General features: G+C 72.3%; 14 protein-coding genes and 1 pseudogene. 11 read left to right on the forward strand and 4 right to left on the reverse strand.

The features are described from left to right. The first annotated feature begins 204 nt into the window (after positions 1-204). The 4 genes from dapF (at position 205) to hflX (ending at position 7,427) form a co-directional block, all read left to right on the forward strand. Positions 205-1,074: a diaminopimelate epimerase gene (dapF, locus tag DEJ43_RS27465; protein ID WP_041662953.1), complete on the forward strand. Its 870-nt coding sequence runs from the start codon at positions 205-207 to the stop codon at positions 1,072-1,074. Between the two features lie 200 nt (positions 1,075-1,274). Continuing rightward, complete coding sequence (locus tag DEJ43_RS27470; RefSeq protein ID WP_015036651.1) at positions 1,275-3,689, forward strand: RelA/SpoT family protein; 2,415 nt, start codon at positions 1,275-1,277, stop codon at positions 3,687-3,689. 607 nt (positions 3,690-4,296) lie between these two features. Then, positions 4,297-5,787 (forward strand): M1 family metallopeptidase, encoded by a 1,491-nt coding sequence (locus tag DEJ43_RS27475; RefSeq protein WP_015036652.1) that lies wholly within the window; start codon positions 4,297-4,299, stop codon positions 5,785-5,787. Between the two features lie 146 nt (positions 5,788-5,933). After that, the gene (hflX, locus tag DEJ43_RS27480) at positions 5,934-7,427 is read left to right on the forward strand and encodes a GTPase HflX (protein ID WP_015036653.1); all 1,494 of its coding nucleotides are present in this window, start codon (positions 5,934-5,936) and stop codon (positions 7,425-7,427) included. Between the two features lie 218 nt (positions 7,428-7,645). Here the strand turns inward: hflX and DEJ43_RS27485 are convergent, their stop codons facing one another. Next, a complete protein-coding gene (locus DEJ43_RS27485) occupies positions 7,646-8,827 on the reverse strand; it encodes a trypsin-like serine peptidase (protein ID WP_015036654.1) in 1,182 nt (393 codons plus the stop codon). Positions 8,828-9,105: 278 nt separating this feature from the next. Then, the gene (locus DEJ43_RS27490) at positions 9,106-10,284 is read right to left on the reverse strand and encodes a trypsin-like serine peptidase (RefSeq protein WP_015036655.1); all 1,179 of its coding nucleotides are present in this window, start codon (positions 10,282-10,284) and stop codon (positions 9,106-9,108) included. A 316-nt stretch (positions 10,285-10,600) separates the two neighbouring features. Here DEJ43_RS27490 and DEJ43_RS27495 point away from each other — a divergent pair. From DEJ43_RS27495 to DEJ43_RS27520, 5 genes and pseudogenes are all read left to right on the forward strand, one after another. Beyond that, positions 10,601-12,043: pseudogene (locus DEJ43_RS27495) on the forward strand (diaminobutyrate--2-oxoglutarate transaminase family protein); the annotation flags it as partial. Positions 12,044-12,596: 553 nt separating this feature from the next. Next, positions 12,597-14,372 (forward strand): IucA/IucC family protein, encoded by a 1,776-nt coding sequence (locus DEJ43_RS27505; protein WP_078508752.1) that lies wholly within the window; start codon positions 12,597-12,599, stop codon positions 14,370-14,372. A gap of 56 nt (positions 14,373-14,428) precedes the next feature. After that, entirely contained in the window at positions 14,429-15,115 is a 687-nt protein-coding gene (locus DEJ43_RS27510) for a GNAT family N-acetyltransferase (protein ID WP_015036658.1), read from the forward strand. A 67-nt stretch (positions 15,116-15,182) separates the two neighbouring features. After that, on the forward strand, positions 15,183-17,018 hold the full coding sequence (locus tag DEJ43_RS27515) for an IucA/IucC family protein (protein WP_015036659.1): 1,836 nt from the start codon (positions 15,183-15,185) through the stop codon (positions 17,016-17,018). A gap of 49 nt (positions 17,019-17,067) precedes the next feature. Further along, complete coding sequence (locus DEJ43_RS27520) at positions 17,068-19,041, forward strand: ATP-dependent DNA helicase (RefSeq protein WP_015036660.1); 1,974 nt, start codon at positions 17,068-17,070, stop codon at positions 19,039-19,041. Positions 19,042-19,152: 111 nt separating this feature from the next. Here the strand turns inward: DEJ43_RS27520 and lexA are convergent, their stop codons facing one another. Next, the gene (lexA, locus tag DEJ43_RS27525) at positions 19,153-19,941 is read right to left on the reverse strand and encodes a transcriptional repressor LexA (RefSeq protein ID WP_015036661.1); all 789 of its coding nucleotides are present in this window, start codon (positions 19,939-19,941) and stop codon (positions 19,153-19,155) included. A 438-nt stretch (positions 19,942-20,379) separates the two neighbouring features. On the opposite strand from lexA, the gene nrdR reads away from it, so the two are divergent. Both nrdR and DEJ43_RS27535 read left to right on the forward strand, forming a co-directional pair. Continuing rightward, a complete protein-coding gene (gene nrdR, locus DEJ43_RS27530) occupies positions 20,380-20,889 on the forward strand; it encodes a transcriptional regulator NrdR (RefSeq protein ID WP_015036663.1) in 510 nt (169 codons plus the stop codon). 170 nt (positions 20,890-21,059) lie between these two features. Further along, entirely contained in the window at positions 21,060-23,954 is a 2,895-nt protein-coding gene (locus DEJ43_RS27535) for a vitamin B12-dependent ribonucleotide reductase (RefSeq protein WP_041662957.1), read from the forward strand. Positions 23,955-24,035: 81 nt separating this feature from the next. On the opposite strand, the gene DEJ43_RS27540 is transcribed toward DEJ43_RS27535, so the two are convergent. Next, on the reverse strand, positions 24,036-24,578 hold the full coding sequence (locus tag DEJ43_RS27540) for a TerD family protein (RefSeq protein ID WP_015036665.1): 543 nt from the start codon (positions 24,576-24,578) through the stop codon (positions 24,036-24,038). Between the last annotated feature and the right edge of the window lies 1 nt (position 24,579).

A 24,579-nucleotide genomic window follows, 5' to 3' on the forward strand; every position in this document is an offset into this window, starting at 1 on the left:
GGGCGGGTCCGCGTGCGGCTGGTCCCTCGGGCGGGTTCGCGTGCGGCTCGTCCCTCGGGCGGGTCCGCGTGCGGCTGGTCCCTCGGGCGGGTTCGCGTGCGGCTCGTCCCTCGGGCGGGTCCACGTCCGACCGGTCCTCGGACGGATCCGCCGCCCTGTGGACAACCGGGCGGCCTGTCGGGGGCACCCCGTACAGTTGATCTCGTGACCAGCGCGCAGACCTCGCCCCTCCCCTTCCTCAAGGGCCACGGCACCGAGAACGACTTCGTGATCGTCCCCGACGCGGAGAACGCCGTCGACCTGCCCCCCGCCGTCGTCGCGCGGCTCTGCGACCGCAGGGCCGGCATCGGCGGCGACGGTCTGCTGCACGTCGTGCGCAGCGCCGCCCACCCCGAGGCGCGGCACATGGCCGACGAGGCCGAGTGGTTCATGGACTACCGCAACGCCGACGGCTCGGTCGCCGAGATGTGCGGGAACGGCGTCCGGGTCTTCGCCCGCTATCTGGAGCACGCCGGGCACGTCACCGCCGGCCGTCTCGCCGTCGCCACCCGCGGCGGGGTCAAGCACGTCCACCTCGACAAGGACGGCTCCGTCACCGTCGCCATGGGCCGCGCGGTGCTCGCCGAGGCCGGCGTCACCGTCACCGTCGACGGCCGCAGCTGGCCCGCGCGCAACGTGAACATGGGCAATCCGCACGCGGTCGCCTTCGTCGAGGACCTCGACCACGCGGGCAACCTGTTCACCGAGCCGCCCTACGAGCCCGCCGCGGTCTACCCGGACGGGGTCAACATCGAGTTCGTCGCCGACCGGGGCCCCCGTCACGTCGCCATGCGGGTGCACGAGCGGGGCGCGGCCGAGACCCGTTCCTGCGGCACCGGCGCGTGCGCCGTGGCCGTCGCCACCGCCCGCCGGGACGGCGCCGACCCCGCGGAGACCGGCACCCCCGTCACGTACACCGTCGACGTGCTCGGCGGGACGCTGGTCATCACCGAGCACCCCGACGGGCAGATCGACATGACGGGTCCCGCCGTGATCGTCGCGGAGGGCACCGTCGACCCGGCCTGGCTCGGCTGACGCGGACGGCCCCCGACAGGGGGCTCCGCGCAGCGGAAAATCGAAACAGTCAACGACTGATTTGTCGCTCGAATGGGTGATCCGATTCACGCTGAGCGAGAGCGCGACTGCGCCACGTGGTGGGCTCGGTAGCATCAAGCACCGGCCCCCCGGGCACGCCTGGCCCGCCCACCGCCGGTCGACGTTGCCGGAGGTGCCCCATGAGCGCAGAGGCCACCAATCCCGTGGGCGCGGCGGAAGCCGCCGACACCGATGTGACCGTCCGCAGACGCGGACGCGCCCGGATCGACCTGCGCCGGCTGGGCCGGGCGGCCCTGCTCGGCGCCACCGCGGGACCGGCGCCCCGTGACCGACTGCCGGACGCCATCAGCCATGTGGCCGAGGCGCACCGCGCCCACCATCCCGAGGCCGACCTCTCGGTGCTGCGCCGGGCGTACGTCCTCGCCGAGTCCTCGCACCGCGGCCAGTTCCGCAAGAGCGGCGAGCCGTACATCACCCATCCGCTCGCGGTGACCCTCATCCTCGCCGAACTCGGCGCGGAGACCACCACTTTGACCGCCTCCCTCCTCCACGACACCGTCGAGGACACCGAGGTGACGCTCGATCAGGTGCGCCGGGAGTTCGGCGACGAGGTCGCCTACCTCGTCGACGGCGTCACCAAGGTCGAGAAGATCGACTACGGCGCCGCGGCCGAGCCCGAGACCTTCCGCAAGATGCTCGTCGCCACCGGCAACGACGTCCGGGTGATGTCGATCAAACTCGCCGACCGGCTGCACAACATGCGCACCCTCGGCGTGATGCGGCCGGAGAAACAGGCGCGGATCGCCAAGGTCACCCGCGACGTCCTCATCCCGCTCGCCGAGCGGCTCGGCGTGCAGGCCCTCAAGACGGAGCTGGAGGACCTCGTCTTCGCGATCCTCCACCCGGAGGAGTACGAGACCACCCGCGCCCTGATCGCGGGCAACCCGCAGGCGAGCGACGCGCTCGGCGCGGTCGCCGAGCAGGTGGCGACGGTCCTGCGTGAGGCGGACATCGGCGCCGAAGTCCTCGTCAGGCCACGGCACTTCGTCTCCGTCCACCGGGTCAGGCTCAAGCGGGGCGAGCTGCGCGGCTGCGACTTCGGCCGGCTGCTCGTCCTGGTCGCGGAGGACGCCGACTGTTACGCGGTCCTCGGCGAGCTGCACACCTGCTTCACCCCGGTGATCTCCGAGTTCAAGGACTTCATCGCGGCGCCCAAGTTCAACCTGTACCAGTCCCTGCACACCGCGATCGCGGCCCCGGACGGAGCCGTGGCCGAGGTCCTCATCCGCACCCACCGGATGCACACGGTCGCGGAGGCCGGCGTCGTCGCGCTCGGCAACCCGCACGTGGGGCAGGAGCCGGCCGCCGCCCCCGGCGACCTCGCGGACGGGGACGGCGGCGCCGCCGTGGCCCCGCAGGCGCACGCCTTCCGCCCCGAGACCACGTCGAGGCCCGGGGCCTCATCCAGGGCCGGATCCTCCACCCGACCCGGGGCCTCCTCCCGGGCCGAGGCCTCCTCCCGCCCGGGAACCTCCGACCGGTCCGGGACCACCGATCGCCGCCCCGGCGCCGACGCGTCACCCGGCGCCGACGCGTCACCCGGCGCCGACGCGTCACGCGACGCCGCCGCGTCCCCCGCCGAGGACGGCGAGCGCGTCGACCCCACCCGCCCCGGCTGGCTCTCCCGGCTGCTCGACTGGCAGCAGGCGGCCCCCGACCCGGACACGTTCTGGACCTCGCTCCGCGCGGACCTCGCCGAGGACGACGAGATCACCGTGTTCCGCGCCGACGGCGGAACGCTCGGCCTGCCCGCCGGAGCCAGCTGCGTCGACGCGGCGTACGCCCAGCACGGCGAGGCCGCCCACGGCTGCCTCGGCGCCCGCGTCAACGGCCGCCTCACCCCCCTGAGCACCGTCCTCGGCGACGGGGACACCGTCCAGCTGCTGCTGGCCCAGGACACCGTGTCCGGGCCGTCCCCGGAGTGGCTCGACCACGCCCGTACCCCGGCCGCTCGGATCGCCATCGACGGCTGGCTCCGGGCCCACCCGGAGAGCACTGCGCCGCCGGCCGACACCAGCGCGCCCCGGCCGCAGGCCGACGTCCCCGCCGACCACCGCTCGGGGGCCGAGCTCCACGCCGACCTGGAGGGCGAGCCCCGGGCCGCCGTCCGTCCGGCCGGCTGCTGCACACCCGTACCGCCGGACAAGATCACCGGGTTCCGGGTGCGCGGGGGCTCTGTCACCGTCCACCGCGCGGGCTGCGCGGCCGTCGACACCATGCGCCGGCTGGGCCGTACACCCGTCGCGGTGCGCTGGGGCGACACGGCGCAGGGCAGGGTCACCCTCGTCGCCGAGTCCTTCGGCCGGCCGGGCCTCCTCGCGGACCTCACCGAGGCCATCGCCGTCGCGGGCGCCGCCGTCGTCTCCGCGACCGTCGAGCCGCCCAGCGAGCAGCGGGTCCGCCACACGTACACCCTCCACCTGCCCGACGTGGGCCGGCTCGCCGCCCTCATGCGGGCCATGCGGGACGTGCCCGGCGTGTACGACGTGAGCCGCGCCCGCCACCGCGCCCCCTCGGACCCCCGCCGCGCCTGAGGCCACGGGGACGGGCGCCGGGGCCGGGGCCGGGGCGGACGGGCACCACGGCGACGCACCTGACGGCCGGCGACGCACCCGACGACCGGCGACGCACCCGAGGGCCGTACGGGCAGCCGTCGCTCGCCGACGACCGGGCGGGCGGGCCGGCGTCGCACGTGCCCGGGTGCCCCGGCCAAGCGCCCGACGGCCGTACGGTCAACCGTCGCTCGCCGACGACCGGGCGGGCCGGCTTCGCGCGCGCCCGGGCACCACGGCCGCGCGTCCGACGGTCAGCCGGTCAGCCGTCGCGCGCCCAATGCCGTACGGTCAGCCGTCGCGCGCGCCCGGGTACCCCGGCCGCGCGTCCGACGGCCGTACGGCCAGCGCCGTCGCGTGCCCGGTGCCCGTACGGGCCGCCGTCGCGCGCCCCACGCCCCGGGGACAGGCGCTCGCGCCCCCGACAACCCGGCGGACAGTACGCCCCCGCACCCGACCGCCCGGCCAAGGCCCCCGTCGCGCTCGACGCCCCGTGTGACCCCCTTCGGGTGGCGGGCGAGCGCGTCGCGTGGGGGAGCGGGCGGAGCCCTGGTAGCCGTAGGGCCAGTCGTCCGGAAAGGCCTGGTCCATGCCGCTCGTCCGAACCCCCCTGCCCCGCGCGCGGTGGCTCCGCTCCGCCGTCCTGGTCGCCGCCTCGGCGGGTCTGGTCGCCGCGGCGCTGCCCGCCCCGGCGCCGCTCGGCATCGGGGACCCGCTCTTCCCCCACCTCGGCAATCCCGGGTACGACGTCCTCGCGTACGCCCTGGACCTCACCTATCCGGGGGTGAACACCCGGCCCCTCGCCGCGGTCACCCGGATCGACGCGGTCGCCACCGACGACCTGGAGCGGCTCAACCTCGACTTCACCCACGGCACGGTCTCGGCCGTCACCGTCGACGGGCTGCCCGCCGACTACGTCACCAGCGGTGAGGACCTGGTCGTCACCCCGGCCGTGCCGATCGACGAGGGCGAGTCGATCGAGATCACCGTCACCCACACCAGCGATCCCTCCGGCCCCGGGGACACCGGCGGCTGGGTCCGCACCGGCGACGGACTCGCCATGGCCAACCAGGCCGACGCCGCCCACCGGGTCTTCCCGTCCAACGACCACCCGGCGGACAAGGCGTACTTCACCTTCCGGGTCACCGCCCCGAGCGAGCTGACCGTCGTCGCCAACGGCCTGCCCACCGGGCGCGTCAGCGACGGCGCCACCACGACCTGGACCTACCGGACCGGGCACCCGATGGCCACCGAGCTCGCCCAGGTCTCCATCGGCCGCTCCACGGTCGTGCACCGGGCAGGACCCCACGGGCTGCCCGTACGGGACGTGGTGCGGACCGCCGACCGGGAGCTGATGGAGCCGTGGCTGCGCCGCACCCCCGGACATCTGGAGTGGATGGAGCGGCAGGTCGGCCCGTACCCCTTCGAGACGTACGGGGTGCTCGTCGCGGACGCCACCACGGGCTTCGAGCTGGAGACCCAGACCCTCTCGCTGTTCGAACGCCGGCTCTTCACCGAACCCCGTTACCCGCAGTGGTACGTCGACTCGATCATGGTGCACGAGCTGGCCCACCAGTGGTTCGGCGACAGCGTCTCGCCCCGGACCTGGTCCGACCTGTGGCTCAACGAAGGCCACGCCAGCTGGTACGAGGCGCTGTACGCCGAGGAGACCGCAGGCAAGTCCCTGGAGCGCCGCATGAAGGCCGCGTACGCCGCCTCCGACGGGTGGCGTGCCGACGGCGGCCCGCCCGCCGCCCCCGAGCCGCCCTCGCCGGGGCACAAGATCAGCCTCTTCCGGCCGGTCGTCTACGACGGCAGCGCCCTCGTCCTCTACGCGCTCCGCCAGGAGATCGGCACCGAGGCCTTCCGGCGTCTGGAGCGGCGCTGGGTCGCCGACCACCGCGACGGCACGGCCACCACCGCCGACTTCATCGCGCTGGCCGGCGAGGTCGCCGGACGGGACCTCACCGGCTTCCTCCGCCCCTGGCTGTACGACAAGAGGACCCCCGCGATGCCCGGGCATCCGGACTGGCGCAGCCGCCCCGCCCAGGCCACCAGGACCGCGCCGAAACCCGGGTGACGGGCCGCGCCGGACCGTGTCACCATCGTCAGGTCGGCGACGCGGCCGGCGGCGCGGGAATCTTCCGGCGCCCTCACGCGTTGTGACGGCATAAGACTCATCGCTCCCTGTCCCCGGGCAGGCGGAGCAATCGACGTAAGGATCAAATGACCTCCTCTTCTTCCCCTTCCCAGGACGAGCAGCGCTTCGCGGAGACGAGCCGTACCGAGAGCCTTCGGGCCGATGCCCTGATGGAAGAGGACGTCGCCTGGAGCCACGAGATCGACGGAGAGCGGGACGGCGACCAGTTCGACCGCTCCGAGCGCGCGGCCCTGCGCCGTGTCGCCGGCCTCTCGACCGAGCTCGAGGACGTCACCGAGGTCGAGTACCGCCAGCTGCGCCTCGAGCGCGTCGTGCTGGTCGGTGTGTGGACCTCGGGGACCGTCCAGGACGCGGAGAACTCCCTCGCCGAACTGGCGGCCCTCGCCGAGACGGCGGGCGCCCTCGTACTCGACGGCGTCATCCAGCGCCGTGACAAGCCGGACCCGGCGACCTTCATCGGCTCCGGCAAGGCGCGCGAACTGCGCGACATCGTGGTCGAGACCGGTGCCGACACCGTCGTCTGCGACGGCGAGCTCAGCCCCGGCCAGCTCATCGCCCTCGAAGACGTCGTCAAGGTCAAGGTGGTCGACCGGACCGCCCTGATCCTCGACATCTTCGCCCAGCACGCCAAGTCCCGAGAGGGCAAGGCGCAGGTCGCGCTCGCGCAGATGCAGTACATGCTGCCGCGCCTGCGTGGCTGGGGTCAGTCGCTCTCCCGTCAGATGGGTGGCGGCGGCGGTGGCGGCATGGCCACCCGTGGTCCCGGTGAGACCAAGATCGAGACCGACCGGCGGCGGATCCGCGAGAAGATGGCGAAGATGCGCCGGGAGATCGCGGAGATGAAGACCGGCCGTGACATCAAGCGGCAGGAGCGGCGCCGTAACAAGGTGCCGTCGGTCGCCATCGCCGGATACACCAACGCCGGCAAGTCCTCCCTGCTCAACCGGCTCACCGGCGCGGGCGTGCTCGTGGAGAACGCCCTGTTCGCCACGCTCGACCCGACCGTGCGCCGGGCCGAGACGCCCACCGGCCGGGTCTACACCCTGGCCGACACGGTCGGCTTCGTCCGGCACCTGCCGCACCACCTGGTCGAGGCGTTCCGCTCCACCATGGAGGAGGTCGGCGACTCCGACCTCATCCTGCACGTGGTGGACGGCTCGCACCCGGCTCCGGAGGAGCAGCTGGCCGCCGTGCGCGAGGTCTTCCGGGACGTCGGCGCGGTGAACGTGCCGGAGATCGTCGTCATCAACAAGGCGGACGCGGCGGACCCGCTGGTCCTCCAGCGCCTGCTGCGGATGGAGAAGCACTCCATCGTGGTGTCGGCCCGTTCGGGCCAGGGCATCGAGCAGCTGCTCGCGCTCATCGACTCCGAGCTGCCCCGCCCGGAGGTCGAGCTGGAAGCCCTCGTGCCGTACACGCAGGGCGGCCTGGTCTCCCGGGTGCACGCCGAGGGCGAGGTCGAGTCCGAGGAGCACACCCCGGAGGGCACCCTGCTCAAGGCCCGGGTGCACGAGGAACTGGCGGCGATGCTCGCGCCGTACGTGCCCGCCGCGCACTGACGCACCGCGCACGGACCCGCAGTACGCCGAAGGCGCCGGCCTCCTCCCACGAGGGAGGGGACCGGCGCCTTCGGCCGTCACCGGCGCCTTCGGCCGTCAGGTGCTGCGGGCCGCGGTGCTGCGGGCCGCAGTCGTGCAGATCGCGGTGGTGCGGGTCGCGGTGCTGCGGGTCGCGCGGGCCGTACCCGTGGCGCGGGCGCTTCCGCGGTCGCGACGGGTCAGCGGGCGAACTTCTTGCTGACCATCTCGTGGGCCGCCTTGGCGCCCCGGCCCAGCTGGGGTCCGGCGAGCCAGCCGTTGCTGCCGGCCGGGCCGATCGAGGTGTTCGACACGAGCGCCGTCTTCCCGTTCGGCAGCACCCGGAACCAGCCGCCGCCGGACGAACCCGCGGTCATCGTGCAGCCGATCCGGTACATCACCGGGGTGGCAGGCGCCGTGGTCATCCGTGTCCCGCGGTCCAGGCACTTGTGCATGATCACACCGTTGTACGGGGGCGCCTGCGGGTATCCCCAGGCGCCGATCGTGCCGGCCTGCGCGGGCGACGGAGCGGAGAAGTCGACCGGCAGCGCGACGCCGACCGTCTCCTCCAGGGACTTGCCGCCCCGCTGCGGCTGCACGTGCAGCACGGCGTAGTCGTACGGCCAGGCCTGGTTGGTGCCGCCGGACTGGATCCACTCACCCGAGGTCACGGCCCAGTCGGCCCAGTACTGGCCGTACGGGTAGATCTCGTGCGGCCGGGCGTTGCTGAGCGCGGCGGGGGACTTGCCCAGGTCGTTGTAGGCCGGGACGAAGGTGATGTTGCGGTACCAGCCGCCCTTCTTGCCCGCGTGGACGCAGTGGCCCGCCGTCCAGACCATGTTGGACTTCCCGGGCCGGCGGGGGTCCTTCACGATCGTGCCGGAGCAGACCATGTGACCCTGGGGCGAGTCGAAGAAGATCTTCCCGACCGGGGCGGCGTTGCGGTGGTACGGGGTCTTCTCGCGCTGGGCCTTGACGGGGCGGGGTATCGGGTCACTGCCGCCGCTGCCGGCCTGGGCGGTGATCGTCTGGTCCGGGCTCTTCGCGGACTGCATCCGCGCCGGGTCCCAGAGTCCCTCGATGACCGGGTTCACGAAGTCCTCGGCCTCACGGAGCCAGGTGTTCGTGTCCCAGTTCTTCCACTCGCCGTCCTTCCACTTGTCCAGGTCGACGCCGCGCTTCTTCAGCTTGTCGGCGAGATCCTTGGTGAGGCCGTCGCCGGTGCCGCCGGTGCCGGCGTCGCCGGCGGGCGCGGAGCTGCTCGCCCCGGCGGACGGCTTGTCGGAGGCGGCCGGTGTCTCGGTCGGTCCGCAGCCCGTGGCCGTCAGCGCGAGCGCGCCGGCCAGGCCCAGGGCGGCGGGCAGGAGTCGTACGGAACGCATGTGGTGAATTCCCCCTGAGATGTTTCCCGCGTCCTCCGGATCGGATCGGCTCGGTCGACGGCGCGTTCTCGCCTTGACTTTGCCATGGACGCGTCACTTTGCGGTGCACAGTATGCCGGTCGTCCGGCGCCCGGCCGCCGCCCCTCAGGGCAGCCGCCGCACGTCGCGCGCGGCTGCGCGAGACGGCCGCCACGCGAGACGGCCGCCACGCGAGACGGCCGCCACGCGAGGCGGGCACGGGGAGGCGGGACCCGGGGCCCCGCCTCCACCCCGCGGGCCTACCGGCCGGCGTACTTCTTGCTGACCTCGTCGAAGATGGCCTTGGCCTCGGGACCGAGGCGCGGACCGGCGAGCCAACCCGCCGATGACGGGCCGATCGAGGTGTTCGACACCAGCGCCGGCTTGCCGTCGCTGCCCTGGGCGACCCAGCCGCCACCGGACGAACCACCGGTCATCGTGCAGCCGATGCGGTACATCGTCGGCTGCTCCGCCTTCAGCGACAGCCGGCCCGGCTTGTCCGCGCACTGGAACATCTTCTGGCCGTCGAACGGCGGCGCCGCCGGGTAACCGGTCGCCTTCATGCTCGCGATCTTCGGCACCGCCGGGGCGTTGAAGTCCACCGGAAGCGCCGAACCGACGGTCTCCTCCAGCGACTTGCCCGAGCTGCCCTTCTCCGGAGTCACCTGGATGACCGCGAAGTCGTAGGGAGCGCCCGCACCGCCGGTGGACGCGCCCTCGGCGATCCACTGGTCGGAGGTCTTCACCCAGTCCGCCCACCACACGCCGTACGGGGCGATCTGCTCCCGCTTCGCCTGCTCGAGGGCCGAGGTCGCGAGCGCCGAGTCGTTGTACGAGGGGACGAAGGCGATGTTGCGGTACCAGCCGCCCTGCTTGCCCTTGTGGACGCAGTGGCCGGCCGTCCACACCATGTTGGACTTGCCGGGGTGCGCCGGGTCCTTAACGACCGTGGCTGAGCAGACCATCGAACCCTCGGGACCGTCGAAGAAGACCTTCCCGGACTCCGGGGCGTTGTCGTGGTACTTCGCGTCCACGGCCCTCGCCCGCACCGGCGTCGGCGTCGGGTCGGTCACGCCCTTGTCGCCCGAGATGTCCTCCTCCTCGACCGGCTTGTCAGGACGCTCGGCCTCACGCATCCGGTCCGGGTCCCAGAGGTCCTCGATGATCGGGTTGACGAAGTCCTGGGCCTCACGCAGCCACTTGTCGCGGTCCCAGTTCTTCCACTCGCCGTCGCGCCACTTGTCGACGTCGATCCCGTGTTCCTTCAGGCGGTCCTTCAGGTCCGCCGGAATCTTGATCTTGTCGGCCGGGTTCTGGGCGGTCGCGGGCGCGCTGGGCTTGTCTCCCGCGTTCTCCTCGCTCGGGCCGCAGGCCGTCGCGGTGAGCGTCAGCGCCGCGACGGCGGAGGCCGCCGTCAGCAACGGACGGATCGATCGCATCTCGTGATCCCCCTGGGACTACGTCAACTGGTGCATGGACAGCGGCCGCGTCCGCGCGGACGGCGGCCGACGGCCCCCACTATGCCGGTGCCGGAGGGGACGGTACGCGGCCGGTCGGCGGTTCCGGACCCCGTTCGGTCGTTGCCGTGCCGTGATCCGGGACACGCCAAGTTCTTGTCTCCGGCCCGTGATCCGTGGCAGTTCGCGTCGTTGGTACGTACGGGGGACACAACGGTGGCGCTCAAGACGGCCCTTGAGGGGGCACCACGACGCCCCGATGTGCAACGCAACTGTTACAGCGGGAGGACACCGAGCCGTGGCCGTGACCGAATCAGCTCCGGCCGTCCCACCGGCCGCGCGGACGCAGAGCCGGACGCCCGACGGGACCACCGAACGACCGGGCGCCGACACGTACGACCCGGGCGGCGGCGGATACGAGGGCATCCTGCGCCGCCAGTCACTGCGCGAGTCCGCCGCGCGCACCTACGCCCGCTCTCTGCCGATCGTCCCCGTGCGCGCGCGAGGCCTGACCATCGAGGGCGCCGACGGCCGCCGCTACCTGGACTGCCTCTCCGGGGCCGGAACGCTCGCCCTCGGCCACAACCACCCGGTGGTCCTCGAAGCCGTCAAGAAGGTCCTCGACTCCGGCGCACCGCTCCACGTCCTCGACCTCGCCACCCCCGTGAAGGACGCCTTCACCTCCGAACTGTTCGCCACCCTGCCGGGCGACCTCGCCGACCACGCCCGCATCCAGTTCTGCGGCCCCGCGGGCACGGACGCCGTCGAGGCGGCCCTCAAACTCGTCCGCACCGCCACCGGCCGCAGCGGGCTCCTCGCCTTCACCGGCGCCTACCACGGCATGACCTCCGGAGCCCTCGACGCCTCGGGCGGAGCGACCGACGTCCGGGTGACCCGGCTGCCCTACCCGCAGCAGTACCGCTGCCCCTTCGGCGTCGGCGGCGCCCGCGGCGCCCAACTCGCCGCCGACTGGACCCAGAACCTCCTCGACGACCCCAAGAGCGGCGTCACCACCCCCGCCGGCATGATCGTCGAAGTCGTCCAGGGCGAGGGCGGCGTCATCCCCGCCCCCGACGCATGGATGCGCCGGATGCGGCGGCTCACCGCCGACCGCTCCATCCCCCTCGTCGTCGACGAGGTCCAGACCGGCGTCGGCCGCACCGGCGCCTTCTGGGCCGTCGAACACAGCGGCGTCGTGCCCGACGTGATGGTCCTCTCCAAGGCCATCGGCGGCTCCCTCCCCCTCGCCGTCATCGTCTACCGGTCCGAGCTCGACGCCTGGGAACCAGGCGCCCACGCCGGCACCTTCCGTGGCAACCAGCTCGCCATGGCCGCGGGCACGGCCACCCTCGCGTACGTCCGCGAGAACAAACTCGCCGAACGAGCCGGCGTCCTCGGCGACCGCATCCTCGGCCGGCTCCGGGGCCTCGCCGACGCCCACCCCTGCGTCGGCGACGTCCGCGGCCGGGGCCTGATGATCGGCGTCGAACTCGTCGACCCCGACGCGGCCGGCCCCGACGACCTCGTCCCGCCCGCCGCCCCCGCCCTGGCCCTCGCCGTCCAGCAGGAGTGCCTCGCCCGCGGCCTCATCGTCGAACTCGGCGGCCGGCACTCCGCGGTGGTCCGGCTGCTGCCCCCGCTCACCCTCACCGACGAGCAGGCCACCGCCGTCCTGGACCGCTTCGCCGACGCCCTGGCCGCGGCCGAACGGGCCCACACCCCCCAGCTGCCCGCCGCCCCCCGGGCCACGGCCCACCGGTCCGCCCCGGGCCGTCCCACTGACCCGGACCGCCCCGGCCCCACCCCCAAGGAAGCCCCCGTGAACGCCACACCCCCCTCCCCGCCGCCCCCGACCGGCTCCCCCCTCACCCCCGGCCCCCTCGCCTCCCCCCTCCTCCCCTCCGAGCCCTTCACCTCCCCCTTCCTGACCGCGACCCCCCGCGACACCCCCACCCCCTCCACAGCCCCCCACTCCCACCGCACCCCCACCCCGGACCCGAGCCCCCACCACCTCGGCACCACCGGTCCGGCCCCGAGCCCCCGCCAGCCGGGCACCACCGTCGCGGAGCCGTGCACCCCCCAGCCGGGTACCACCGTCCCGGAGCCCGGCGCTTACGCGGCCCGCGCCACGGGTCCGGAGTCCCGGCGCCTACGCGGCCCGCGCTACGGGCCCGGAGTCCGGCACCTATCCGGCCCGCAGTACCGGCCCGGAGGCCGGCGGCCATCAGTCCCGCGTCGCCGGGACCGACCAGGGCGGCCATCACGCCCCGGCGTCCGGGCCCGCCGACCCCACCGTGCCCCGTCAGCACACCGGCCCGTACGACCCCAGGCCGCACCGCCCGGTCGCGGACGTCGACCCGCTGGACGACCCGGACCCGCAGCGCGCCGCCGACGCGGCCGCCACCGAGAACCTGCTCCGCTGCTGGGTCCGTGAGAAGAACCTCCCCACCCCCGGCTCCACCACCCTCCGCATCCCCCTCGACGCCAGCGGCACCGCCCTCCTCGTCCCCGTCCGCTACTGGTCCCCGACCGGCTGGCACCGCTTCGGCGCCCCCTCCCTCGAAGGCCTCCCGGCCACCGTTCCCACCGTCGACGCCGTCACCGTGGCCGCCCTGCTCAGCCGCGAGACCGGCCGCCCCGAGGGCACCGACCTCGTCGGCCGCGTCGCGGACTCCACCCGCCGCACCGCCGAGTTCCTCACCGAGCGCCGCCACCGGCCCCAGCCCCACCCGGACGCCGACCTGTTCCTCGCCGCCGAACAGTCCCTGCTGCTCGGCCACCCCCTCCACCCCACGCCCAAGAGCCGTGAAGGCCTCTCCGACGCCGAGGCCCGGCTCTACTCACCCGAACTGCACGGCTCCTTCCCCCTCCACTGGCTCGCCGTCGACTCCTCCCTGCTGGCCTCCGACTCCGCCTGGACCGAACAGGGCAGGCCCGTCAGCGCCGAACAGCTCGCCCTCGGCCTCGCCGAGGGGCTCCCGGTCCCCGCCGGCACCGCACCCCTGCCCGTCCACCCCTGGCAGGCCCGCGAACTCCTGCACCGCCCCGACATCCGCGCCCTGCTCGACGCCGGCCTCCTCCACGACCTCGGCCCCCACGGCAGCTCCTGGCACCCCACCTCCTCCGTCCGCACCGTGCACCGCCCCGGCGCGCGGGCCATGCTCAAGCTCTCCCTCGGTCTGCGCATCACCAACTCGCGCCGGGAGAACCTCCGTAAGGAACTCCACCGAGGCGTCGAGGTCCACCGGCTCCTCCGCACCGGTCTCGTCGACGAGTGGCAGGCCGCCCACCCCGGCTTCGACATCGTCCGCGACCCAGCCTGGCTGGCCGTCGACGCTCCGGACGGCACCCCCGTCCCCGGCCTCGACCTGATGGTCAGGCACAACCCCTTCGGCCCCAGTGACGACGCCGTCTGCATCGCCTCCCTCACCGCCCCCCGGCCCTGGCCCGGCTCCACCACCATGCGCTCCCGCCTCGCCGACGTCATCGGCCGGCTCGCAGCCCGCACCGGACGTCCCACCACCGCCGTCTCCGCCGAGTGGTTCCTCCGCTACCTCGACCAGGTCGTCCGCCCCGTCCTCTGGCTCGACGGCCACGCCGGCATCGCCCTTGAGGCCCACCAGCAGAACACCCTGGTGCTCCTCGACCCCGACGGCTGGCCGGTCGGCGGCCGCTACCGCGACAACCAGGGCTACTACTTCCGCGAGTCCCACCGGAGCGAGCTGGAGAGCCGTCTCCCCGGCATCGGCGCCCACAGCGACACCTTCGTCTCCGACCAGATCACTGACGAACGCTTCGCCTACTACCTCGGCATCAACAACGTCCTCGGCCTGATCGGCGCCTTCGGCGCCCAGCACCTCGCCGACGAGCGCGTCCTGCTCGCCGCTCTCCGCAGCTTCCTCACCTCCGCCATCAGCCTGGGCTCGCCCTTGCCGCACCGCCTCCTGGAAGCCGCGACCCTGCGCAGCAAGGCCAACCTCCTCACCCGTCTGCACGGCATGGACGAACTCGTCGGCCCCGTCGACACCCAGTCCGTCTACGTCACCGTCACCAACCCCCTCCGCTCCTGAAACCCGCCTCCCGAGGACCCACGCCCCGACCGCACCGCCGAGAGGAGAGCGACACCGTGTCCCCCAACCGCCCACCGGCCGAGCCGCCCGGCGACGACACCCTCGACCTGAGGCTCGACGACCTGGTCGCCCTCCTCGAAGGCGGCCGTCCCGAGGCCGAACACCTCGACGGCGACCTCCTGGACTCCGTCGGCACCTGGCACCCGGCGGACACACCCGTGGGCACCTTCCAGCTCGTACCGGTGCTCCTCGAACGAGACCTGCCGCTGCTCACCCGATGGATGAACGACCCCGCCGTCTCAGCCTTCTGGGAACTCGCCGGACCCGAGACCGTGACCGCCGAGCACGTCCGCGCCCAGCTCGACGGCGACGGCCGCAGCGTCCCGTGCCTGGGCGTGCTCGACGCCACGCCCATGAGCTACTTCGAGATCTACCGGGCCGACCTCGACCCGCTCGCCCGGCACTACCCGGCACGCCCCCATGACACCGGTATCCATCTGCTGATCGGAGGCGTCACGGACCGGGGTCGCGGCGTCGGCAGCACGCTTCTGCGCACCGTCGCCGATCTCGTCCTGGACCACCGTCCCCGCTGTACCCGCGTCGTCGCCGAACCCGACATCCGTAACACCCCCTCCGTCTCAGCCTTCCTGAGTGGCGGCTTCCGCTTCGCGGCGGAAGTCGACCTCCCCGACAAACGAGCTGCGCTCATGCTGCGTGACCGCGCCCTTCGTCACGTTCTGTGAACAACCCTCTGTCTTCAATACACCGCTCGACCCACAGCGGTTCCCACTCCGAGGAGTCCTCGTGTCGATGTCCCCTGCACCCCACGACTCCGCACAACCCACAGCTCCCACCACGCCCACCACGAAAGACCAGACAGCCACCCCCGAACTCCTCGCCCCGCCCGAGCTGAACCCCGCCGCCTGGACCCTTGCCTCCTCCCGGCTCCTCGCCAAGGCCCTCGCCGAGTTCGCCTACGAGGAGATCCTCGAACCGGTCCCGGCGGGCGACCGCCCCGGCCTCCACACCCTGCGGCTCGACGACGGCACCACCCTGACGTTCCGCGCCCGCAGGGGGGCCTACGACAGCTGGCACGTCGCCGCCGACTCGATCACCCTCGACGGCCGGCCGATGACCGACCCGCTGGACTTCCTCGTCCGCGCCCGCCGCCTGCTCCAGCTCGACGGCGCCACCCTCGGCCACCTCATCCGCGAGCTCTCCGCGACCCTCGCCGCCGAGGCCCGCCTCGACCACACGGCGCTCCCCGCGGCCCGCCTCGCCGACCTCTCGTACGCGGAGCTCGAAGGCCACCAGACGGGTCACCCCTGGCTCGTCCTCAACAAGGGACGCATCGGCTTCTCCGCCACCGACGTCTCCCGCTGGGCCCCCGAGGCCCGCCGCGCCACCCGACTTCCGTGGATCGCCGTCAGCAACCGCCTCGCCGCCTACCGCGGCGTCGGCGGCCTCGACACGCCCGACCGCCTCTACGCCCAGGAGCTCGACCCCGAGGTCCACGCCGCCTTCCGCGCCGAACTCGCCGCACGCGGCCACGAACCCGACGGGTATCTCCTGCTCCCGGTCCACCCCTGGCAGTGGGACGAGATCCTGCTCCCGCTCTACGCCCCGGCGATCGCCGCCGGAACGGTCGTCCCGCTGTGCGCGGACGGCGACCTGCGGCTGCCGCAGCAGTCCGTGCGCACCTTCCTCAACACGAGCCGACCCGACCGGCACACCGTCAAACTGCCGCTGTCGGTGCTCAACACCCTGGTCTGGCGCGGCCTGCCCACCGAGCGCACCCTCGCCGCCCCCGCCGTCACGGCCTGGGTGCACGGCCTGCGTGACGCCGATCCGTTCCTGCGCGACGAGTGCGGGACGGTCCTCCTCGGTGAGGTCGCCTCCGTCACGGTCGAGCACCCCCTGTACGACCGGCTGCCCGAAGTCCCGTACCAGTACAAGGAACTCCTCGGCGCGATCTGGCGCGAGCCGCTGCGGCTGCCCCCGGGCGAGCGGGCCCGTACCCTGGCCTCCCTGCTCCACAAGGACCCCGACGGGCGGGCGTTCGTCGCCGAGCTCGTCGAGCGCTCCGGGCTCGCCCCCGACGTCTGGCTCCGGCGCCTCTTCGCCGCCCTGCTGCCCCCGCTGCTGCACTTCCTCTACCGGTACGGCACGGTCTTCTCCCCGCACGGCGAGAACGCCATCGTCGTCTTCGACGGCGACGACGTGCCCGTACGTCTGGCGATCAAGGACTTCGTCGACGACGTGAACATCAGCGCCCACCCGCTTCCGGAGCACGACTCGCTGCCGGACGACGTCCGTGCCGTCCTGCTGACCGAGGAGCCCGACTTCCTCGTCCAGTTCATCCATTCGGGGCTCTTCGTCGGCGTCTTCCGCTATCTCGCCCCGCTCTGCGAGGAGCAACTCGACGTCCCCGAAGAGGATTTCTGGTCCTTCCTGCGGGCGGAGATCCTCCGCCACCAGGCCCGCTTCCCCGAGCTGAAGGAACGGTTCGAGCTCTTCGACCTCCTCACGCCCCGGATCGAACGGCTCTGCCTCAACCGCAACCGTCTGCACCTGGACGGCTACCGGGACCGCCCCGAGCGCCCCCACGCCGCCGTCCACGGGACCGTTCCCAACCCGCTCGCGTGACGCGCGCGCGGCCGTGGCTGTCAGTGGCGCCCCGTAGGCTGGGAGGGCTATGACGAAGCCATCCCTCCCCGACCTCCTCCACGCCGCCGTCACCGCCGTCGGCGGCACGGAGCGGCCCGGCCAGGTCACCATGGCCGCGGCCGTGGCCGAGGCCATCGACGACAACTCCCACCTCCTCGTCCAGGCCGGCACCGGCACCGGTAAGTCGCTCGGCTACCTCGTGCCGGCGCTTGCCCAGGGCGAGCGGGTGGTGGTGGCCACGGCCACCCTGGCGCTGCAGCGCCAGCTCGTCGAGCGCGACCTTCCGCGGACGGTCGACGCCCTGCATCCGCAGCTGCGTCGCCGCCCGCAGTTCGCCATGCTCAAGGGCCGGTCGAACTATCTGTGTCTGCACCGGCTCCACGAAGGGGTCCCGCAGGACGAGGAGGACGGCTTGTTCGATCCCTTCGAGGCGGCCGCGCCCACCAGCAAGCTGGGGCAGGACCTCATCAGGCTCCGGGACTGGTCGGACGAGACGGAGACCGGCGACCGGGACGACCTGACGCCGGGCGTCTCCGACAAGGCCTGGGCGCAGGTCTCGGTCTCCTCGCGGGAGTGCCTGGGCGCGAGCAAGTGCGCGTACGGGGCGGAGTGCTTCGCGGAAGCGGCGCGCGAGCGCGCCAAGCTCGCCGACGTCGTCGTCACCAACCACGCGCTGCTGGCGATCGATGCCATCGAGGGCGCCCCCGTGCTCCCGCAGCACGAGGTCCTGATCGTCGACGAGGCGCACGAGCTGGTCTCCCGGGTGACCGGGGTCGCCACCGGCGAGCTCACCCCGGGGCAGGTCAACCGTGCCGTCCGCCGGTCCGCGAAACTGGTCGACGAGAAGGTGGCCGACCAGCTGCAGACCGCTGCCGAGGGCTTCGAGCGGGTCATGGAGCTGGCCCCGCCGGGGCGCCTGGAGGAGATCCCGGAGGATCTCGCGTACGCGTTGATGGCGCTGCGGGACGCGGCCCGCGCGGTGATCACGGCCCTGGGTTCCACCCGGGACAGGTCCGTGCAGGACGAGGACGCGGTGCGCAAGCAGGCCATGGCCTCCGTGGAGACCGTCCACGGGGTGGCGGAGCGGATCACCCAGGGGTCGGAGTACGACGTCGTCTGGTACGAGCGGCACGACCGTTTCGGAGCCTCGGTGCGGGTCGCGCCGCTGTCCGTCTCGGGGCTGCTGCGGGAGAAGCTGTTCACGGAGCGGTCCGTGGTCCTCGCCTCGGCCACGCTCAAGCTGGGCGGCGACTTCAACGGGGTGGGGGCCTCGCTCGGCCTCGCTCCGGAGGGCACCAAGGGTGACGATCTGCCCGTCTGGAAGGGCATCGACGTCGGCTCCCCGTTCGACTATCCCAAGCAGGGCATCCTCTACGTCGCCAAGCACCTCTCCCGTCCGGCGCGTGACGGGGACCGGGCCGACATGCTCGACGAGCTGACCGAGCTGATGCAGTCGGCAGGCGGGCGGACCCTGGGCCTGTTCTCGTCGATGCGCGCCGCGCAGCAGGCGGCGGAGGAGCTGCGGGTCCGGGTTCCCGAGCTGCCGATCCTGCTCCAGGGCGAGGACACCCTGGGCGAGTTGATCAAGAACTTCGCGGCCGATCCGAAGACCTGTCTCTTCGGCACGTTGTCGCTGTGGCAGGGCGTGGACGTCCCGGGGGCGAGCTGTCAGCTGGTCGTCATGGACAAGATTCCGTTCCCGCGGCCGGACGACCCGCTGATGAGCGCCCGGCAGAAGGCGGTCGAGGAGGCCGGGGGCAACGGCTTCATGGCGGTCGCGGCGACCCACGCGGCCCTGCTGATGGCCCAGGGCGCCGGTCGTCTGGTGCGGGCCACGGGCGACCGCGGTGTGGTGGCGGTCCTGGACCCGCGGCTGGCGACGGCGCGGTACGGAAGCTATCTGAAGGCCTCGCTGCCCGACTTCTGGTACACGACCGACCGCAATCAGGTACGGAAGTCGCTGGCGGCCATCGACGCCGCGTCGAAGGCGGCGGGAACCTGAGGGGCCCCGTCCCGAGCCCGGGTTCTCCCGGGGCTCGGGACGGGGCACACGGCAGGGCCCCGGGACCGGCGCAGGGGGTCCCGGGGCCCGGTCAGAGCCGGCGAGGTGGGGTCACACCCGCCGCAGTACCGCGACGACCTTGCCGAGGATGGTGGCCTCGTCGCCGGGGATCGGCTGGTACGCCGCGTTGTGCGGGAGCAGCCAGACGTGACCGTCCTCGCGCTTGAAGCGCTTGACCGTGGCCTCGCCGTCGAGCATGGCGGCGACGATGTCGCCGTTCTCCGCGACGGGCTGGCGGCGGACGGTGACCCAGTCGCCGTCACAGATGGCGGCCTCGATCATCGAGTCGCCGACGACCTTGAGGACGAAGAGCTCGCCGTCACCCACCAGCTGCCGGGGGAGGGGGAAGACGTCCTCGACGGACTCCTCGGCGAGGATCGGGCCACCGGCCGCGATCCGGCCGACCAGCGGGACGTACGACGCTGCGGGCTTGCCCGTGGTGTCCGTCGGCTGGGTGCTCGGCTGGTCGGAGCCGCGTACCTCGTAGGCGCGGGGCCGGTGCGGGTCGCGGCGGAGGAAGCCCTTGCGCTCGAGCGCCATGAGCTGGTGCGCCACGGACGACGTGCTGGAGAGGCCGACCGCCTGCCCGATCTCACGCATCGACGGCGGGTAGCCGCGGCGCTGGACCGAGTCGCGGATGACTTCGATGACCCTGCGCTGCCGGTCGGTGAGACCGGAGCTGTCGGCTCGGATGCCTGGAGGTCGCCCGGGGAGGGCGCGGGCGGGCCGCCCGGGCTCCTCGCCGTTCATGCTTGCGTCATTCATGGCGTGCACCGGCTCGAGTCGGCCCTGGGAGCGGTCCTGGGCGGTGATGGTGGCACTGTCTGCGGTGGTGGTCACGTCGTCGGCCCCTCTCGAATGGTCTCCCTGGCTGGCACAACGGTAGTGGCTTTCGAAAGGTTGCGCCAAACACACGTTCGAGTGAAAATTCGCAGATTGCCTTACGCGTGTACGCATGCGGGTGTATGAGCACCCTCCCGCGGCCGCCCCAATTCGGTGGTTACGGTAGCCTTCGCCGCTGGGTCGCGAGCATCCGGTGCACCCTCCCAGTGTCGCACCCGAAGGTGTCGAATCCCGGGAGTGGGCCCGCCGCGACACGCGGAGGGCCCGGAATCGCCTTTAACCCAAGATCTAGTGGTTGGATGGCATCGGCCACCCAGGGGTAGTGGTCCCCGGTCCGCCGGGGGCGACCGCATCGCCTATGCTGGTGGTCGCTTCGCAGGGCCTTGACGGGCCGGGTGAGGTTCACCAGTCGTGCCATGAGGAGGGTCGGAACCAATGCACTGCCCCTTCTGCAGGCACCCGGACAGCCGAGTCGTCGACAGTCGCACCACCGACGACGGGACGTCGATCCGGCGTCGTCGCCAGTGCCCCGACTGCTCCCGTCGTTTCACGACGGTGGAGACGTGCTCGCTCATGGTGGTGAAGCGGTCCGGTGTCACCGAGCCCTTCAGCCGTACCAAGGTCATCTCCGGGGTGCGCAAGGCGTGCCAGGGGCGACCGGTCACCGAGGACGCCCTCGCCAAACTCGGCCAGCGGGTCGAGGAGGCGGTGCGCGCCACCGGCAGCGCCGAGCTGACCACCCACGACGTGGGCCTGGCCATCCTCGGCCCGTTGCAGGAGCTCGACGTCGTCGCGTACCTGCGCTTCGCGTCCGTGTACAAGGCTTTCGACAGCCTCGAAGACTTCGAGGCCGCCATCGTGGAACTCCGCGTGCGGCCTCCCGCTGAGAACCGCGGGACCGGTGCGACCCCCGAGGTCCCCGTTCCCGCCACCGCCGCCGACTGACCGGCGGTCCGGGCCGACAGTGCCCGGCGGCCGGCCGCCGAGCGGCCTGGCAGACGTGCCACGAACGACTCCGTGCCGTTCGTGGCAGCAGTACAGAACGACGTACAGAAGACGGTGCCCTGGGACTATCTGGGCGCCAAAGTGTGTTTTGCCCGTATATGGGAGGCGGCATGACAGAGACGGCGAGCGGTCCGGCACGTGGTTCTCGTTCCAAGGGAGCGAAGGCCGCGGGCAAGGGCATGCGTATCGAGCGCATCCACACCACCCCTGGCGTGCATCCGTACGACGAGGTGGCCTGGGAGCGCCGTGACGTCGTCATGACCAATTGGCGCGACGGCTCGATCAACTTCGAGCAGCGTGGCGTCGAGTTCCCCGACTTCTGGTCGGTGAACGCGGTCAACATCGTCACCAGCAAGTACTTCCGCGGGGCCGTCGGCACCCCGCAGCGCGAGACCGGTCTCAAGCAGCTCATCGACCGGATCGTGAAGACGTACACGAAGGCCGGCGAGGAGTACGGTTACTTCGCCTCGCCCGCCGACGCCGAGATCTTCGAGCACGAGCTGGCCTACGCCCTCCTGCACCAGATCTTCAGCTTCAACTCGCCGGTCTGGTTCAACGTCGGCACGCCGCAGCCCCAGCAGGTCTCCGCCTGCTTCATCCTGTCCGTCGACGACTCCATGGAGTCGATCCTCGACTGGTACAAGGAAGAGGGCATGATCTTCAAGGGCGGCTCCGGCGCCGGCCTGAACCTCTCCCGTATTCGCTCCTCCAAGGAGCTGCTCTCCTCCGGCGGCAACGCCTCCGGCCCGGTCTCCTTCATGCGCGGCGCCGACGCCTCCGCCGGCACGATCAAGTCGGGCGGCGCGACCCGTCGCGCGGCCAAGATGGTCATCCTCGACGTCGACCACCCCGACATCGAGGACTTCATCCAGACCAAGGTCAAGGAGGAGGAGAAGATCCGCGCCCTCCGTGACGCGGGCTTCGACATGGACCTGGGCGGCGACGACATCACGTCCGTCCAGTACCAGAACGCCAACAACTCCGTCCGCGTGAACGACACGTTCATGAAGGCCGTCGAGTCCGGTGGCACGTTCGGCCTCACCTCGCGCATGACCGGCGAGGTCATCGAGGAGGTCGACGCCAAGTCGCTCTTCCGTAAGATGGCCGAGGCCGCGTGGGCCTGCGCCGACCCGGGCATCCAGTACGACGACACGATCAACCACTGGCACACCTGCCCCGAGTCCGGCCGCATCAACGGCTCGAACCCGTGCAGCGAGTACATGCACCTGGACAACACGTCCTGCAACCTCGCCTCGCTGAACCTCATGAAGTTCCTCAAGGACGACGGCAAGGGCAACCAGTCCTTCGAGGTCGAGCGCTTCGCCAAGGTCGTCGAGCTCGTCATCACCGCGATGGACATCTCCATCTGCTTCGCCGACTTCCCCACCCAGAAGATCGGCGAGAACACCCGCGCCTACCGCCAGCTCGGCATCGGCTACGCCAACCTCGGCGCCCTGCTGATGGCGACCGGCCACGCGTACGACTCGGACGGCGGCCGCGCCCTCGCCGGTGCCATCACCTCCCTGATGACCGGCACCTCGTACAAGCGTTCCGCCGAGCTCGCCGCGGTCGTCGGCGCGTACGACGGCTACGCCCGCAACGCCGCGCCGCACCAGCGCGTCATGCAGCAGCACGCCGACGAGAACACCAAGGCCGTCCGCATGGACGACCTGGACTCGCCGATCTGGGCCGCCGCCACGGAGGCCTGGCAGGACGTGATCCGCCTCGGCGCCAAGCACGGCTTCCGCAACGCCCAGGCCTCGGTCATCGCCCCCACCGGCACCATCGGTCTCGCGATGTCCTGCGACACCACCGGCCTCGAGCCCGACCTCGCCCTGGTCAAGTTCAAGAAGCTCGTCGGCGGCGGCTCGATGCAGATCGTCAACGGCACCGTCCCGCAGGCCCTGCGCCGCCTGGGCTACCAGGAGGAGCAGATCGAGGCGATCGTCGCCCACATCGCCGAGCACGGCAATGTGATCGACGCCCCCGGCCTGAAGACCGAGCACTACGAGGTCTTCGACTGCGCCATGGGCGAGCGCTCCATCTCCGCGATGGGCCACGTCCGCATGATGGCCGCCATCCAGCCGTGGATCTCCGGCGCCCTCTCCAAGACCGTGAACCTGCCGGAGACGGCCACGGTCGAGGACGTCGAGGAGGTCTACTTCGAGGCCTGGAAGATGGGCGTCAAGGCGCTCGCGATCTACCGCGACAACTGCAAGGTCGGCCAGCCGCTCTCCGCCAAGAAGAAGGAGGACGAGAAGGCCGAGGTCACCGCGAAGTCCGAGGCGACGATCCGCGAGGCCGTCGAGAAGGTCGTCGAGTACCGCCCGGTCCGCAAGCGTCTGCCCAAGGGCCGTCCGGGGATCACCACCTCCTTCACCGTCGGTGGCGCCGAGGGCTACATGACCGCCAACTCCTACCCGGACGACGGTCTCGGCGAGGTCTTCCTCAAGATGTCCAAGCAGGGCTCGACCCTCGCCGGAATGATGGACGCCTTCTCCATCGCGGTCTCCGTCGGCCTGCAGTACGGCGTCCCGCTCGAGACGTACGTCTCGAAGTTCACCAACATGCGCTTCGAGCCGGCCGGCATGACGGACGACCCGGACGTGCGGATGGCGCAGTCGATCGTCGACTACATCTTCCGCCGCCTGGCGCTGGACTTCCTGCCCTTCGAGACCCGCTCCGCCCTCGGCATCCACTCCGCCGAGGAGCGCCAGCGTCACCTCGACACCGGCTCGTACGAGCAGTCCGACGAGGACGAGGTCCACATCGAGACCCTCGCCCAGTCGGCGCCCCGCGCCCAGGAACTGAAGGCCGTCGCGGCCCCGGCCCCGGTCACCGAGATCCCGGCGCCGAAGCAGGCGCACACCTCGGCCGAACTCGTCGAGATGCAGCTCGGCATCAGCGCCGACGCCCCGCTCTGCTTCTCCTGCGGTACGAAGATGCAGCGCGCCGGCTCCTGCTACATCTGCGAGGGCTGCGGCTCGACCAGCGGCTGCAGCTGACATCGGGTAGTTGCTCCATGAAGGGGGCCGGCCTCGTGTCGGTCCCCTTTCCCGTGCCCGGGTCCCCGCGCGGCAGGGGCTTCAGGGGCGGGCGGAGCCCAGCAGGGTGGCGAAGGTCTGGGGGTCGGCGTCGTAGCCGTGGCTGATCGGGCGGTACGCCCAGCCCTCGGCGCCGTCGCGGGTGAACTCCACGACCGTCGCCGCCAGGGCGTCCGGCACGTCCGCGAAGTCGTGGACCAGCAGGTCCGTGTAGCCCTCGCGGACCCGTATGCCCGTGTTCGCTATGTCCCCGAAGGCCAGCCGCCCGCCGCCCTGCTGTATGGCGACACCCACCACCACGCGCGCGTACCGCGGTGCCAGCCGGTCGAGCTCCAGGGTCATCGCCTCGTCGTAGCCGAATCCCTGCCCCGTACGGCTGTCCCGGTGCAGCGTGATCGTGCCGTCGGGGGAGCGGCTGCCGAAGTGGACGAGCTGGACCGGCGCTCCGTACGGCTCGTCCGCCGTGAAGACACCGGCGACGATGTCCAGGTCATGGGCCGGCGCTCCGATCGGGGCGGGGTCCCACCTGAGCGTGACCTCAACCCGGCCCAGCCCTTTGTTGAGTCCGCTGTTGAGTCCACTCATG

Origin of the sequence: Streptomyces venezuelae ATCC 10712, from assembly GCF_008639165.1 — a bacterium.
Classification (GTDB): domain Bacteria; phylum Actinomycetota; class Actinomycetes; order Streptomycetales; family Streptomycetaceae; genus Streptomyces; species Streptomyces venezuelae.

Coding starts and splice junctions, on each gene's coding strand:
- DEJ43_RS27470 (WP_015036651.1), top strand. CDS start 1,275: ATGAGCGCAGAGGCCACCAATCCCGTGGGCGCGGCGGAAGCCGCCGAC.
- DEJ43_RS27475 (WP_015036652.1), top strand. CDS start 4,297: ATGCCGCTCGTCCGAACCCCCCTGCCCCGCGCGCGGTGGCTCCGCTCC.
- hflX (WP_015036653.1), top strand. CDS start 5,934: ATGACCTCCTCTTCTTCCCCTTCCCAGGACGAGCAGCGCTTCGCGGAG.
- DEJ43_RS27485 (WP_015036654.1), bottom strand. CDS start 8,827: ATGCGTTCCGTACGACTCCTGCCCGCCGCCCTGGGCCTGGCCGGCGCG.
- DEJ43_RS27490 (WP_015036655.1), bottom strand. CDS start 10,284: ATGCGATCGATCCGTCCGTTGCTGACGGCGGCCTCCGCCGTCGCGGCG.
- DEJ43_RS27515 (WP_015036659.1), top strand. CDS start 15,183: ATGTCCCCTGCACCCCACGACTCCGCACAACCCACAGCTCCCACCACG.
- DEJ43_RS27520 (WP_015036660.1), top strand. CDS start 17,068: ATGACGAAGCCATCCCTCCCCGACCTCCTCCACGCCGCCGTCACCGCC.
- nrdR (WP_015036663.1), top strand. CDS start 20,380: ATGCACTGCCCCTTCTGCAGGCACCCGGACAGCCGAGTCGTCGACAGT.
- DEJ43_RS27535 (WP_041662957.1), top strand. CDS start 21,060: ATGACAGAGACGGCGAGCGGTCCGGCACGTGGTTCTCGTTCCAAGGGA.
- DEJ43_RS27540 (WP_015036665.1), bottom strand. CDS start 24,578: ATGAGTGGACTCAACAGCGGACTCAACAAAGGGCTGGGCCGGGTTGAG.